The organism is Propionispora sp. 2/2-37 (genome assembly GCF_001298735.1).
Classification (GTDB): Bacteria; Bacillota; Negativicutes; order Propionisporales; family Propionisporaceae; genus Propionispora.
Genome location: NZ_CYSP01000026.1, coordinates 1 through 13622, shown reverse-complemented (window position 1 = coordinate 13622; position 13622 = coordinate 1). Strand labels below are relative to the sequence as shown.

Here is a 13622-nt window from a genome sequence, read left to right as displayed (position 1 = left end):
TCCTTTTGTGGGGAAAATAGAAAAAGTCCTAAGGAAAAATAAGCTTCCTTAGGACTTCATTGTCCGCCAAAAAAATAAAATGCCCTCGCTCAACAGCGAAGGCATCTTTGCCTTTTTTATGATTATGTATGTAATATAGCAAAGTTTCAGGGGGATGTCAATATGAAGGAGAAATATCAGAATAATAAAATTTTAGCAGCGATTTTCGGAAAATATTTTGCTTCAGCCTTTGTAATTTCAGTTATTTGGCCGTATTTATAATAGCAGGCAAAGCTGGATATAATAGATATATCATTATACAAAGTAAACATAAGGGGGATAAATCAATGCGTGGCAAGATCATTATCCTGCTGGTTTTGTTGGTCCTGTTTATATTATTACCCGGTCACGCCCTGGCTGCCGGTTTGAATTTTAATATAAACTTTGCCCGTACGGAAGATGGCATTGCCTACAGTGAATTATGGTACGATGGAAACCTGATCTGGAGGATTGCTTTTCTTTCTGATGGAGCCAGGCCGGTGACTAATCAAGGTGTTCCGGACAGTATTATGGTGATGCCGGATATGGAAGACGGCATGTTTAAATTTAAGATAGTAAAATAAAGGCGCAAAGGCGCTTTTATTTTTTGCATGTTATGGGATAATCTGATAAAATTAATATTTGTAGAAAAAGTTGTTTGGTCATAAAGGGCTTTAAGCGACAGGAAACTTTTGGAGGGCGTATAAGAATGACGAATGAGCAGCTTAGGGTACGGTTTGCACCAAGTCCAACCGGACCATTTCATATCGGGGGAGCGCGGTCGGCATTATTTAACTGGCTGCTGGCGAAAAAACATAGCGGACAGATGGTTTTACGTATTGAAGACACTGACCTGGAACGCTCCCGCAGGGAGTCTGAGGAAAATATCAAGGAAGCATTAAAGTGGCTGGGGATGGACTGGGGGGAAGGCATTGATGTCGGCGGCCCTTATGGCCCTTACCGTCAGACAGAGCGGCTGGACATTTATAAGCAGTATACGCAAAAGCTTTTGGATGCCGGACTGGCTTATTTTTGTTACTGTACCGACGAAGAGCTGGAAGCAGAACGGCAGGAACATTTAGCAAAAGGGCAAACCCCTCTTTATTCCGGTCGTTGCCGTAATTTGACGCTCGAAGACAGAAAACGGCTGGAAGCGGAAGGGCGAAAACCAACCGTACGGTTTCGGGTCCCCGGGGGGAAACAAATTGTTTTTACCGATTTGGTGCGCGGCACGGTCTCTTTTGAATCCGACGGTGTGGGCGATTACGTTATTGTTAAGTCGGACGGCATACCGGTGTACAACTATGCAGTGGTTATTGATGATGCGTTAATGCGGATCACCCATGTTATCCGCGCGGAAGAACATCTTTCCAATACCCCCCGGCAGATTCTGTTATATGAGGCATTAGGTTTCCCATTGCCGAAATTTGGCCATATTTCTTTGATTCTAGGCAAAGACCGTACGAAGATGAGTAAACGTCATGGAGCCACCTCGGTGGAGCAATATCGTAAACTGGGGTATCTTCCTGAAGCACTGGTTAATTTCCTGGCACTTTTAGGCTGGGCCCCGGCCGGCGAACAGGAGCTGTTCACTCTGGACGAACTGGTTAAAGAGTTTTCCATGGATCGTGTGGCGAAGAATCCGGCTGTATTTGATGTAGATAAACTAAACTGGATTAATGCGCAATACATCAAAAAATCCACTCCGGAACGCATTGCCGAACTTGCCTTGCCGCATCTGGCTGAAGCGGGCTATATTAAGGACACCGGGCTGACACCGGAAAAACGCGCCTGGATTGTGCAGTTTGTTGCCGCCGTACAGGATCACATCAGCTACGCAGCCCAAATTGTTGATCATGCAGATATTTTCTTTAATGACACGGTTGCGTTTGAAAATCAGGAAGCACAGGAGATGCTCCGGGATCCGGACGTTTCCAGGGTGATGGATGTTTTTAAAGAAAAACTTGCTGCTTTGGAAGAACTTAATGCTTCGGCTGTCCAGGGGTTGTTAAAAAGTATGGTAAAAGAATTAAAATTACCAGGCAAGAAAGTGTATATGCCTATTCGTATTGCGCTGACAGGGCAAATGCACGGCCCCGAGTTACATCATTTCATACCGGTAATTGGCAGAGAACGGGTTCTTCAACGTATTACTGCTACAATGGCCAAAATCTAATTGACACTTGCCGGGAACGATTAGTATAATTTATACAATATAATATTAGTAAATGTAGTGATTGGGATAAGTAGGCGTATTCCACTCCGGCAGAGAGGTATTGTCATAGGCTGCGAGCAATACCGGGAACGGGGCGCTGAAATGCACCCATGAACAGGGTGGGCGAAAAAACGTCAGAATGGCTGTTTCGTAGGCTATCCCGGAGGCATCCGTTACCAGGGCGAAGAGTGAGTTATGCAGAGCATAGCTAAACAGAGTGGAACCACGGCCACCGTCTCTGTAAGAGATGGTGGCTTTTTTATTTTGTTGGGACAGGAGGCGATTTCATGTTTAAGCGTATCAAGGAAGATGTTGACGCGGTTTTTGAACGTGATCCGGCGGCCAGAAATCTACTGGAAGTATTGTTATGTTATCCAGGACTGCATGCTATCTGGCTGCATCGAATCAGCCATTACCTGTACAAAAAAGGGATGGTGCTTTTACCGCGGCTCATTTCCAACATTGCCCGATTTTTGACCGGCATAGAAATCCATCCCGGTGCTACAATAGGAAAAGGATTGTTTATTGACCACGGCACCGGCGTTGTGATTGGTGAAACGGCCGAACTTGGTGATAATGTAACGTTATATCAGGGAGTTACGCTGGGGGGGACCGGTAAGGAAAAAGGGAAGCGCCATCCGACGATCGGTGACAATGTTGTTGTTGCTACCGGGGCGAAAGTACTTGGATCGTTTAAAGTAGGAGATAACTCCAAAATTGGAGCCGGGTCCGTTGTTTTGAGGGAAGTACCGCCAAATTCGACTGTTGTCGGTATACCGGGGAAAATTGTATGGCATGAAGGCAAAAAAGTGGAAAGCAGGGCTGTTGATTTGGAACATAACAATCTGCCTGATCCGGAAGGCGAAATGATCTTTTGCATGCAACGCAATTTGATGCGTTTGGAAGAACGCATTTCCCAGTTAGAAGGAGAGTTGAAAAAATATGAGTTTAAGAGTCTATAACACACTGACCAAACAAAAGGAAGAATTTATACCTAGTGAACCGGGCAAGGTAAAGATGTATGTCTGTGGCGTAACGCCGTATAATCATCCGCATATTGGCAATGCCCGCCCGTTCATAACCTGGGATGTGTTTAAGCGATATCTGGAATATAGCGGTTATCAGGTATATCATGTGCAAAATTTTACTGATGTTGATGATAAAATTATTAAAACCGCTAATGCGGAAGGAGTTTCCTGGGATGTGATTGCCAACCGTTATATTGGGGCTTACTATGAAGTGATGGATAAGCTCAATATCCGGCGGGCCGATCTGTATCCGCGTGTTTCCGAGCATATGACCGAAATTATCAAGACGGTTAAAAAACTGGTGGATAAGGGATATGCCTATGTCTTGGATGGTGATGTATATTACGCTGTTACCAAGTTTGAGGAATATGGGAAGCTGAGCGGACGTACATTGGAGGATATGAAAGCCGGAGCACGGATCGATGTGGATGTCAGAAAAGGGCATCCGATGGATTTTGCTTTATGGAAAAGCGCCAAACCGGGGGAGCCGGCCTGGGAAAGCCCATGGGGACCAGGGCGTCCGGGCTGGCATATTGAGTGTTCGGCAATGTCGTTAAAGTATTTGGGGGAAAGTTTTGATTTTCATGGCGGCGGCAGTGATTTGATATTTCCCCACCATGAGAATGAGATAGCCCAGTCGGAAGCCTGTACCGGCGTGGAGCCTTTTGTGAAATATTGGTTGCATAATGGCTTTATTACAGTCAATGAAGAAAAAATGAGCAAATCGTTGAATAATTTCTTTTTGGTTAAAGATATTCTGGAGCATTATCCTGCTCCGGTTGTACGCTTTTTTGTTTTATCCACTCATTACCGCAGTCCACTGGATTTCAGCGATGAACGCCTGAATGAAGCGCAACGCAGTCTGGAACGTTTATCTACGGCAATGGATAACCTGAAACAACTGGATGAAATACCATTTTCTACTGAAACGAAAGAGGAAACCAATTCGTTTGAGGAAATAGCAAAACGGGCGGAAGCGGATTTTTCAGCAGCGATGGATGATGATTTTAATACGGCCTTGGCTATTAGTATACTGTTTGGTCTGGCAAAAGAAATTAATATTTATTATAGTTCGGTTGTGGCAAATAAGATTCCCCACAGAAAAGAGGGGTATTTCGCCCTGCGCAATGCGTATCAGACTTTGGCGGATATTCTGGGTATTGAACTGGAGGGACAGGGCGGTAACCAGAATGGCGAACTGGTAGAGCAGCTTATGCAAATTATCATTGAAATACGTCAGCATGCCAGGAAAAATAAAGACTGGGATACTGCGGACAATATTCGCAATCGCTTGGCAGATAACGGCATTATTCTTGAGGATTCTCCTCAGGGCGTCAGGTGGAAAAAGAAATGAAGTTTGACCACTTTCAATTTTTGATGGGCAATATGTTTCAGGCAGGTACGGATGCGAAGATACCGTCCAAATACGAAGAAATTGTTCCACAGCATTTGCATCCGCTGGTATTGGCGTATATTGGGGACGCGTTTTTTAGCCTGTATATAAGAACCCGGCTGTTATTTTTTGAGCAGAATAAAGTGAGAGTACTGCATAGTTATGATGCTCAAATGGTGTCCGCCGTTATGCAGGCACTGGCCTATAAGGCCTTGGAAGCTGAGTTAACCCAGGAAGAAAATAATATTGTAAAACGCGGGCGCAATGCGAAATCCAAGGTGCCCAAGAGTGCCACTGTTGGTGAATATCGTTACAGTACCGGGTTTGAAGCCTTGCTGGGATATTTGTATTTAAGTGGCAAACGAGAGCGTTTATTGGAGATTGCTGAAAAAGCTTTTTTGGCTATTTCCCGGGAAATGACAAAAACAGATAAGGATAGCGGAGAGATAAAATGAATGTAAAATTAATGTATCATACGCCGAAACCGGAAAGGGCGGTTGCGATGGCGGCACGATTGTGTTATTCGGCAGTCGGGGCGGAAGAGTTGGCTGTTCAGATGACCGAGGCACAGGTGGCAACCTTATTACGAAAAATTGTTGACATGGGCCATACATCGACATTGGAGCATGCCAGTTTTACTTTTGCGATTGAAGGAGTATCGAGGGTATTGACGCACCAGTTGGTGCGCCATCGGATTGCTTCTTATTCACAACAATCGCAGCGTTATGTTAAAGAACATGATTTTGAATATATTACGCCGTCTTCTATTGCTGTAAATCCGGCGGCCAAAGTCAAATTTGACGAATTAATGCAACGTATCAGGGCAACCTATGATGAACTGGTCGCGATGGGAGTTCACCAGGAAGATGCCCGCTATTGTCTGGCAAATGCGACCGAAACTAAAATCGTAGTTACCATGAATGCCAGAACATTGTTGCATTTTTTTGAAGAGCGCTGTTGTATGCGGGCGCAGTGGGAAATCCGGAAAATGGCTGAATTAATGCTGACGGAGGTAAGGGGCGTAGCGCCGATTTTGTTCGAAAAAGCCGGGCCTACTTGTGTTACCGGTAATTTTTGTCGTGAGGGGAAATTGAGCTGCGGACGGCTAAATAATAGAAAGTAATGTTAAAAAGTAAAGGCTGACCTTTTCATACAATGGGTTGGCCTTTATCTGTTTTTCGTTTTAGCTGTATCAGGATACTTTATAAATGAGAGTGAGAAAGGGCTTGCATACATAGCCCGCAAGAAAAAGGGAATTTTAATTATGGGGATTAGGAAAGGGATGGATGAAGATGAATGAGGAAAAGGATTTTGTTGCGGGACGTAATAGCGTACTGGAAGTGTTAAAAAGCGGACGTTCTATTAACAAGATACTGGTAGCTAAAGGCGACAAACATGGTGTTTTGCGGGAAATTATCGGACAGGCACGCAGTAAAGGTTTGGTTATACAGGAAGTGGACGCCGGAAAGCTTGACAGTATCACCGGCGGAGTCCGGCATCAAGGCGTAATTGCGATGGTGCCGCCGGTTGCTTATGCCGAACTTGAGGATATATTAAAACGGGCGGAAGAACAGGGGCAGCCACCTTTTATTGTGCTGCTGGATGAATTGGAGGATCCGCACAATGTAGGTGCTATTTTAAGGACGGCGGATGCCACCGGGGTTCATGGTGTGTTACTTCCGAAACGACGCAGCTGTCCGCTGTCGGGTACGGTGGCTAGGACTTCTGCCGGTGCGGTGGAATATGTGCCGGTAGCCCGCATCGGGAATATTGGCCAGACGATTGAACGGCTTAAAAAAATTGGTTTTTGGATTGTCGGAGCCGATATGGAGGGGGAAAAAAATTATTATGAGGCGGATTTGTCCGGGCCGTTGGCCATTATTATTGGCAGTGAAGGAAAGGGGCTGGGCCGGTTGGTAAAAGAACAATGCGATTTTCTGGTCAGAATCCCCATGCGTGGGCAAATCAATTCACTAAATGCCTCTGTGGCGTGCTCTTTATTGATGTATGAAGTTCTTAGACAAAGGGAGATGAAAATTAGTTGAAAAAATGGCGTGGCAAAGTGGTTATTCTGACTGCAATGTTTGCGTTAACCGGTATTTGTTTTTTAGTATATCCGCTTTTTTCCCCGCGTGTTTATGCCGGAGTCACCATTGAAGGTGTAGCGGTTGGAGGGCATAGGCAGGATGAAGTGGCTCAGCTTTTGGAGGTATGGCGGAAGGAGCAACAAAAAAGGAAAATTATCGTGCGGTATGGGCAAAAATATTTCCCGCTGACGGCAGAAAATATTGATTTGGATTTGGATAGCTCGGCTATGCTCAATGAAGTGTGGAATTATGGCCGGGACGGATTTTGGTGGACGCGGTTAAAAAATATTCAGGAGGCGAGAGAACAAGGCTATCGTGTTCCTATGCGGATAAAGTATAATGAAGATAAGCTGGCCCGGTATATTGAAATTTGGAAGGCCGCCGTAGAGCGTACACCCCGTAATGCTACGTTAAGCATATTGTCGGGAGAGATCATCACCCAGCAGCAAGGGATACGACTGGAAGCAGCTGCGGCAGAACCGGCGGTTATTCAGGGTTTTCTGGCTGGAGACGAAACTGTTTTCCTGCCGGTGATACCGGTGCAGCCGGATATTACCGTGGCAGATATCAGCCGATTGGCAATTAAAAGGCCCTGGGGTGTTTATACAACCTCATTTCAGGGCGGTGACGCCAATCGTGTCGCCAATATCCGTGTTGCAGTGGATAAGATTAACGGTACCGTGATTTCACCGGGGGAGACCTTTTCCTTTAATGATATTGTTGGACCACGGGAAATCTCGCGTGGCTTTAAACCGGCACCGGAACTGGTAAACGGGGAATTGGTTCCGGGAGTAGGCGGCGGAATCTGTCAGGTTTCATCGACGCTGTATAATGCTGCTTTATTATCTGACTTGCCTGTTATCGAACGTCATAATCATTCCAAACCGCTTGGCTATGTTCCGCTGGGCAGAGACGCCACTGTAGTGTTTGGCGTATTGGATTTCAAATTTATCAATGATACCCTGGCGCCAATTATGATTGTAGCTGAAGTGCAGGAAGACAAGCTGTGTGTTGGTATCTTGGGCAAAACCAAACTGGATAAATCGGTGGAATTGGTTTCTGCTCAAAAAAAGACGATACCTCCCCCGGAACTGAAACGGGAAGACGATCAACTTTATTTAGGCGAGACGGAAGTGGAAAATCCGGGAAAGCCGGGTTATGAGATTACCATAATGCGGGTAGTAAGGCATAAAGGGCAGGAGCTTCGGCGGGAGACGGTATCTAAAGACAATTATTTGCCGGAAAATAAAATTATAAAAATTGGAACTCAATTACCTCCGTTTGCCAAAAAAGCGAATGGCGGGTAGCATTTCTTGATATTATTTTAAAATTATGGGATTTTGGAGAAGTTTATGAAATATATTCCGCAAGACAAAATGCTTATTGATGGCTATAATGTTATCAATGCCTGGTCTGAGCTGGTGGCAATCAAAGACAACCTGGAGTATGCGCGGGACAAACTGGTTGATATTCTATCCGGTTATGGATTTTTTCAAAATTACCGGATTATCCTGGTGTTTGATGCTCATGGCGTGAAAGGCAGCGATGGCTGTCAGCAAGTGATCAACGAGTTTGTAAAAGTGGTATATACTAAAGAAGGCGAAACGGCGGACAGTTACATTGAAAAAGTGGTGTATGACCTTATGCGCCGTCCGGACCGGGGCCGCGTGTATGTTGTTACCTCAGACTGGGCGGAACAAATGGTAATTTTGGGAGCGGGAGCCTACCGGATTTCAGCACGCGAACTTAGAACTTATGTCACACAGGCTCAAAAAAACATGCAGACAGGATTTTCCGAACATGTTTTAAATTATCGCCGTCAGGAGTTGCAGTATCGCTTAAATAAGGATATAGCCAAGCGGTTGGATGAAATCCGCCGCGACGGTAAAAAGGAATAAATCCTGCACCGGCCGGCAGCGGGATAGCAAGCGTGGGGCTTGACTTAGGACAGGGTGTGGAGTATACTTTTATAAGTAGTGTGAGTTGCTAAGAATGCACCAATTGTATCAGTATATCGGTTTTTATGTGAAAATCAAAAGTGGGGGCGATGTGATGCGGGTTAGTACTCAATACGATTTATACAGTTGTTTTGAAAATATGACTGATGAAGAAATCGTAATTGATGCAAAGGATAATGACAATGCAGTAGCACTGGACTACCTGATTAATAAATACCGCAACTTCGTTCGCGCGAAGGCCAGGTCTTATTTTTTAATTGGTGCTGACCGGGAGGATATTATTCAGGAGGGTATGATCGGTCTATATAAAGCCATCAGAGACTTCCGCAATGATAAACTGTCATCTTTCCGGGCGTTTGCCGAGTTGTGCGTAACACGCCAAATCATTACGGCCATTAAAACAGCTACCAGGCAAAAGCATATTCCTTTGAATTCCTATGTTTCTTTAAATAAGCCGATCTATGATGAGGATTCTGATCGAACTCTTCTGGATGTGCTGTCGGGATCGAAAATTTCCGATCCTGAAGAATTGGTAATCAGCCGGGAAGAGTTTATTGATATTGAAGAAAAAATGGGTGAGATTCTGAGCGATTTGGAATGGAAGGTCTTGATGGCCTATCTTGACGGGAAATCTTATCAGGAAATTGCCGTAGAACTTGAGCGTCATGTAAAATCTATTGATAATGCCCTGCAGCGTGTTAAACGTAAACTGGAACGCTATCTTGACAACCGCGGTGAAGAATGTGATGCCGGCAGTACGTATAAGGCGCTGTCCGGACTTGATCGGGATGTTGCTTTATTTCAGGCTTGTGGTGAGGAAATAGAAGATTAACGTTGCTTATAGCGGCACCCTTTGCGGGTGCTTTTTTATTCTGGTATATCGGCGATAAAAAAGTACATTTTGGCTGAATTTGATTAATTTTGCTAAATGAAAGAGGGATTCCACCGTAGTCCGACGAATATAACCATCAGGTATGTTGCCATAATAGTACTGGTGGAAATGTTTATCGTATTTATGACATAACAGTTGTTAACAGGATGTCGCGGCGGGAACCGGCGGCATAGATGATCGAAATACATAATTCTAAAGTGGTGTTTTAAGCATCAAAAGTATAGATATCATACCATGATCAATTGTTAACAAATGGCGACTATTTGCCAAACAGCATATGAGGAGGAAAATGTATGTCAGAAAAAACAGTAGCAATTCTTTGTGGCGGTGGTCCGGCACCTGGTATGAATGGTGTAATCAGCGGTGTAACGATTGCGGCCAGAAATAATGGTTGGAATGTTATTGGGGTTTATGAAGGCTTTTCTCATTTAGCCAAGGGGGAAAAGAAAGTAACTACTCTCACCAGTGATGATGTAAGCAAAATTCATTTACAGGGCGGCAGCATTATCCATACTGCCCGTTTTAATCCTACGAAAAATGAAGAACATCTTAAAACAGCCATTAATACTTTACGCGATCTTGGCGTAACCCATCTGGTAACCATCGGTGGGGATGATACGGCTTACTCCGCATCAACGGTTGCTTCCTATGCGAAAAAGAATATGGGAATCAACTTTAGCGTTGTTCATGTACCTAAAACCATTGATAACGATTTACCCCTTCCGGAGGGCGTTCCTACTTTTGGGTTTGAAACCGCCCGCCAGGTTGGTGCCGATATTGCCACCAATATTTTGGAAGATGCCAAAACGGCTCAACGCTGGTTTATCGGCATTGCGATGGGGCGTACTGCCGGGCATTTACCGCTGGGGATTGGCAAGAGTTCGGCTGCCCAGGTTACTATCATTCCTGAAGATTTTGCTGATGCTAAAATCGGCTTGCAGACAGTTGTTGATATCATTGCCGGTTCGGTTATCAAAAGGCTGGCTGATGGCAAGGGATTTGGCCTGGCCATTGTAGCCGAGGGCATTATTGAGAAGATTCCCGAGGAAGATTTGAGCGGTGTGGAAGGATTGGCCAGAGACGAACACGGTCATATCCGTTATGCTGAAATTAATTTCGGCGAATTGCTGAAAAAAGCTGCTATCAAAAGATTGGCAGAAGTAGGAGTAAAAATGAATTTTGTTACCAAAGATATCGGTTACGAAACTCGCTGCGCTACACCGAATGCTTTTGATATTGAATATACCCGCGATCTTGGCTATGCAGCCTTTGAATTTTTGCAAAATGGCGGAGCCGATGCCATTATCACTGTTGTTAATGGCGAAGCTAAACCGTTGCCGTTTAGCGAAATGTTAGATCCGGTAACCAAAAAGACAGCTGTTCGTTTTGTCAACGTAAATTCGGTAAAATACAAGATTGCCAGATCCTTGATGACTCTTCTGGAACCGGCAGATTTTGAAGCCGGCAAAGTTGAAAAACTGGCTGCTGTGACCAATCTTTCCGTAGCGGAATTTACTAAACAGTTTAAAAAATAATCCGGTAATAGAATGCATAAATAAGGGAAAAAGGCCAAGACCTGAAAATGGATTTGGCCTTTTTATGCTTTATAAGAGTGCCAGGTTTTTCGAAAAGGCATAAAGAGAGCTGATAATAGTAATGTTTCAGACATGCGTTTACGGTGACCGGCACAAAAAATGAGTACAAAAGATCAAGATTAAGGTTGTTTGGCTCAGCTTGTTCTTGTATAATAGGATGATGGAAAACCTCTCCAATTAAGAAAGTCGAAGGTTGCGCACGATAGGAGGAATTGGTATGAGTGATACTGTTGTTGCTGTTATTTTGGGGATAGTAGAAGGGGTGACTGAGTTTTTACCGGTATCATCCACCGGTCATATGATTTTAGCAGGCCACATGCTGGACTTTGGCGGGGAGTTTGCCAGTGTTTTTGAAGTTTTTATACAATTGGGAGCAATTTTATCGATTCTTGTTTTATACTGGGATAAATTTGTTCACATGCTTCGTCCCCGGAAGCTGAGTATCCGGCGCGGGGGATTAAGCCTACAACACGTAATAGCAGGTATACTGCCGGTCTTGCTGCTGGGGTACCTATTGCATAAACCGATCAAAGAGTACTTATTTTCACCATTTACTGTCATTTTGGGCTTGATTGCGGGCGGCATACTAATGCTGGTTGCCGAAAAAGCGGCAGGGAGACCGGTGGTCCGCAGTGTGGAAAGCATAACCATAAAACAGGCTTTTTGGGTTGGCTTGTTTCAAATTTTGTCCCTGTGGCCGGGATTTTCCCGTTCGGGCTCGACCATTTCCGGGGGTTTGTTGCTGGGGTTAAGTCGTACGGCAGCGGCTGATTTTTCTTTTATCATTGCCGTTCCGCTGATGAGCGTGGCTTGTGTGTATGATTTGCTTAAGGTCTGGAATAAGCTGAACGTCGGCGATTTGCAGATGATTGCGATTGGTTTTATCGTTTCTTTTGTGATTGCCTATCTGTCGGTAGTCTGGTTTCTGCGTTTCCTGAATAAATCTACTTTGGCCTCTTTTGCCTATTACCGCTTTATATTGGCTGCTGTATCGTATTATTATTTTTTTGCCCGGTAAACTATTCTTCTGGCATAAGTTAACAGCTATAGGTCCTTTACAAGCGGGATAACCTGTGGTAATATAATATTCCGTTATGGAGATGCTGGCGTAGCTCAATTGGCAGAGCAGCTGACTTGTAATCAGCAGGTTGGGAGTTCGATTCTTCTCGCCAGCTCCATAAAAACTGTCGGCGGTGTTGAGATAACCCGTTGGTGGAAAGTATTTCATGGAGGGATTCCCGAGTGGCTAAAGGGAGCAGACTGTAAATCTGCCGGCTCTGCCTTCGCTGGTTCGAATCCAGCTCCCTCCACCATGTTTCATCAAAGAAAGCCTGAGTTATGGCAGAGGCCTTAGCGAAAGAAAATATCGCGGGGTGGAGCAGCTGGCAGCTCGTCGGGCTCATAACCCGAAGGTCGCAGGTTCAAGTCCTGCCCCCGCAACCAAGATTTCACGACGCTGAAAGGCGTTTTTTATTGAGAATATGCTGGTGTAGCTCAGTCGGTAGAGCGTATCCTTGGTAAGGATAAGGTCACCGGTTCAATCCCGGTCACTAGCTCCATTTTATAAAATGTTGACATAGTTGATACAGTAATGTATAATTAATTTTGTCGTTAAAGCATAGTTGGAATGCTGGCGTAGCTCAATTGGCAGAGCAGCTGACTTGTAATCAGCAGGTTGGGAGTTCGATTCTTCTCGCCAGCTCCATAAAAACTGTCGGCGGTGTTGAGATAACCCGTTGGTGGAAAGTATTTCATGGAGGGATTCCCGAGTGGCTAAAGGGAGCAGACTGTAAATCTGCCGGCTCTGCCTTCGCTGGTTCGAATCCAGCTCCCTCCACCATGTTTCATCAAAGAAAGCCTGAGTTATGGCAGAGGTTTTAGCGAAAGAAAATATCGCGGGGTGGAGCAGCTGGCAGCTCGTCGGGCTCATAACCCGAAGGTCGCAGGTTCAAGTCCTGCCCCCGCAACCAAGATTTCACGACGCTGAAAGGCGTTTTTTATTGAGAATATGCTGGTGTAGCTCAGTCGGTAGAGCGTATCCTTGGTAAGGATAAGGTCACCGGTTCAATCCCGGTCACTAGCTCCATTTTGCTAAAAACCCGAGAGTGGCGATAAATGTACAGCTGCTAGGAAGGACGAGTACCGCAACGGAGGCGTACTGGTAAGTACGGTGAGTAGCGGAACGCAGGAGTGACAACGCAGATGGGCGTTTATCGGCAGTCGAATGAGGCGGCGTAGCTCAGTTGGCTAGAGCATGCGGTTCATACCCGCAGTGTCCGGGGTTCAAATCCCTGCGCCGCCACCAATATAAATAAAACCTTGCCAGAGCGTGGCAAGGTTTTTTTGCTTTTATGCAGGATTTTAAAAAAAATAATAGAATATTTCCATTTTGTAAAATACTAGTTCTATGCGGGAAGGGCATAGCTTTAATTAGGT

General features: G+C 45.0%; 12 protein-coding genes, 9 tRNA genes and 1 other annotated feature. All 21 genes read left to right on the top strand.

The genetic code is table 11. The annotated features are described in order from the left end of the window. The first annotated feature begins 326 nt into the window (after positions 1-326). The 21 genes from P22_RS19120 (at position 327) to P22_RS19020 (ending at position 13491) form a co-directional block, all read left to right on the top strand. Positions 327-602 (top strand): hypothetical protein, encoded by a 276-nt coding sequence (locus tag P22_RS19120; RefSeq protein WP_054261831.1) that lies wholly within the window; start codon positions 327-329, stop codon positions 600-602. A gap of 125 nt (positions 603-727) precedes the next feature. Next, the gene (gltX, locus tag P22_RS19115; RefSeq protein WP_054261830.1) at positions 728-2194 is read left to right on the top strand and encodes a glutamate--tRNA ligase; all 1467 of its coding nucleotides are present in this window, start codon (positions 728-730) and stop codon (positions 2192-2194) included. Positions 2195-2242: 48 nt separating this feature from the next. Continuing rightward, positions 2243-2476: a binding site (T-box leader), on the top strand. Positions 2477-2520: 44 nt separating this feature from the next. Then, positions 2521-3195, top strand: coding sequence for a serine O-acetyltransferase (gene cysE, locus P22_RS19110; protein ID WP_054261829.1), 675 nt, complete (start codon positions 2521-2523; stop codon positions 3193-3195). Further along, on the top strand, positions 3176-4615 hold the full coding sequence (cysS, locus tag P22_RS19105; RefSeq protein WP_054261828.1) for a cysteine--tRNA ligase: 1440 nt from the start codon (positions 3176-3178) through the stop codon (positions 4613-4615). Before cysE ends, cysS begins: the two co-directional genes overlap by 20 nt. Further along, a complete protein-coding gene (locus P22_RS19100; RefSeq protein WP_054261827.1) occupies positions 4612-5109 on the top strand; it encodes a Mini-ribonuclease 3 in 498 nt (165 codons plus the stop codon). The genes cysS and P22_RS19100 overlap by 4 nt, the downstream gene beginning before the upstream one ends. Then, positions 5106-5777: an FAD-dependent thymidylate synthase gene (gene thyX, locus P22_RS19095; RefSeq protein WP_054261826.1), complete on the top strand. Its 672-nt coding sequence runs from the start codon at positions 5106-5108 to the stop codon at positions 5775-5777. Before P22_RS19100 ends, thyX begins: the two co-directional genes overlap by 4 nt. A gap of 169 nt (positions 5778-5946) precedes the next feature. Further along, positions 5947-6699 (top strand): 23S rRNA (guanosine(2251)-2'-O)-methyltransferase RlmB, encoded by a 753-nt coding sequence (gene rlmB, locus P22_RS19090; protein ID WP_054261825.1) that lies wholly within the window; start codon positions 5947-5949, stop codon positions 6697-6699. Next, the gene (locus P22_RS19085; RefSeq protein WP_054261824.1) at positions 6696-8048 is read left to right on the top strand and encodes a VanW family protein; all 1353 of its coding nucleotides are present in this window, start codon (positions 6696-6698) and stop codon (positions 8046-8048) included. The genes rlmB and P22_RS19085 overlap by 4 nt, the downstream gene beginning before the upstream one ends. 45 nt (positions 8049-8093) lie before the next feature. After that, on the top strand, positions 8094-8639 hold the full coding sequence (locus tag P22_RS19080; RefSeq protein WP_054261823.1) for an NYN domain-containing protein: 546 nt from the start codon (positions 8094-8096) through the stop codon (positions 8637-8639). Between the two features lie 154 nt (positions 8640-8793). Further along, the gene (sigH, locus tag P22_RS19075; RefSeq protein ID WP_054261849.1) at positions 8794-9531 is read left to right on the top strand and encodes an RNA polymerase sporulation sigma factor SigH; all 738 of its coding nucleotides are present in this window, start codon (positions 8794-8796) and stop codon (positions 9529-9531) included. Positions 9532-9884: 353 nt separating this feature from the next. Continuing rightward, a complete protein-coding gene (pfp, locus tag P22_RS19070; RefSeq protein WP_054261822.1) occupies positions 9885-11126 on the top strand; it encodes a diphosphate--fructose-6-phosphate 1-phosphotransferase in 1242 nt (413 codons plus the stop codon). A 277-nt stretch (positions 11127-11403) separates the two neighbouring features. Continuing rightward, positions 11404-12204, top strand: coding sequence for an undecaprenyl-diphosphate phosphatase (locus P22_RS19065; protein WP_054261821.1), 801 nt, complete (start codon positions 11404-11406; stop codon positions 12202-12204). Between the two features lie 84 nt (positions 12205-12288). After that, a tRNA-Thr gene (locus tag P22_RS19060) sits at positions 12289-12364 on the top strand. A 50-nt stretch (positions 12365-12414) separates the two neighbouring features. Continuing rightward, positions 12415-12499, top strand: a tRNA-Tyr gene (locus P22_RS19055). Positions 12500-12553: 54 nt separating this feature from the next. Continuing rightward, a tRNA-Met gene (locus P22_RS19050) sits at positions 12554-12629 on the top strand. A 40-nt stretch (positions 12630-12669) separates the two neighbouring features. After that, positions 12670-12745 (top strand) — tRNA-Thr (locus P22_RS19045). Positions 12746-12815: 70 nt separating this feature from the next. Continuing rightward, positions 12816-12891 (top strand) — tRNA-Thr (locus P22_RS19040). Between the two features lie 50 nt (positions 12892-12941). Beyond that, positions 12942-13026 (top strand) — tRNA-Tyr (locus tag P22_RS19035). 54 nt (positions 13027-13080) lie between these two features. Then, positions 13081-13156, top strand: a tRNA-Met gene (locus tag P22_RS19030). 40 nt (positions 13157-13196) lie between these two features. Beyond that, positions 13197-13272: transfer RNA gene (locus tag P22_RS19025), tRNA-Thr, on the top strand. A 142-nt stretch (positions 13273-13414) separates the two neighbouring features. Continuing rightward, a tRNA-Met gene (locus P22_RS19020) sits at positions 13415-13491 on the top strand. Positions 13492-13622 lie beyond the last annotated feature (131 nt).

Excerpts from the sequence above, each read along its gene's own strand:
- P22_RS19120 (WP_054261831.1), top strand. The coding sequence starts at position 327 with ATGCGTGGCAAGATCATTATCCTGCTGGTTTTGTTGGTCCTGTTTATA.
- gltX (WP_054261830.1), top strand. The coding sequence starts at position 728 with ATGACGAATGAGCAGCTTAGGGTACGGTTTGCACCAAGTCCAACCGGA.
- cysE (WP_054261829.1), top strand. The coding sequence starts at position 2,521 with ATGTTTAAGCGTATCAAGGAAGATGTTGACGCGGTTTTTGAACGTGAT.
- cysS (WP_054261828.1), top strand. The coding sequence starts at position 3,176 with ATGAGTTTAAGAGTCTATAACACACTGACCAAACAAAAGGAAGAATTT.
- P22_RS19100 (WP_054261827.1), top strand. The coding sequence starts at position 4,612 with ATGAAGTTTGACCACTTTCAATTTTTGATGGGCAATATGTTTCAGGCA.
- thyX (WP_054261826.1), top strand. The coding sequence starts at position 5,106 with ATGAATGTAAAATTAATGTATCATACGCCGAAACCGGAAAGGGCGGTT.
- rlmB (WP_054261825.1), top strand. The coding sequence starts at position 5,947 with ATGAATGAGGAAAAGGATTTTGTTGCGGGACGTAATAGCGTACTGGAA.
- P22_RS19080 (WP_054261823.1), top strand. The coding sequence starts at position 8,094 with ATGAAATATATTCCGCAAGACAAAATGCTTATTGATGGCTATAATGTT.
- sigH (WP_054261849.1), top strand. The coding sequence starts at position 8,794 with ATGCGGGTTAGTACTCAATACGATTTATACAGTTGTTTTGAAAATATG.
- pfp (WP_054261822.1), top strand. The coding sequence starts at position 9,885 with ATGTCAGAAAAAACAGTAGCAATTCTTTGTGGCGGTGGTCCGGCACCT.
- P22_RS19065 (WP_054261821.1), top strand. The coding sequence starts at position 11,404 with ATGAGTGATACTGTTGTTGCTGTTATTTTGGGGATAGTAGAAGGGGTG.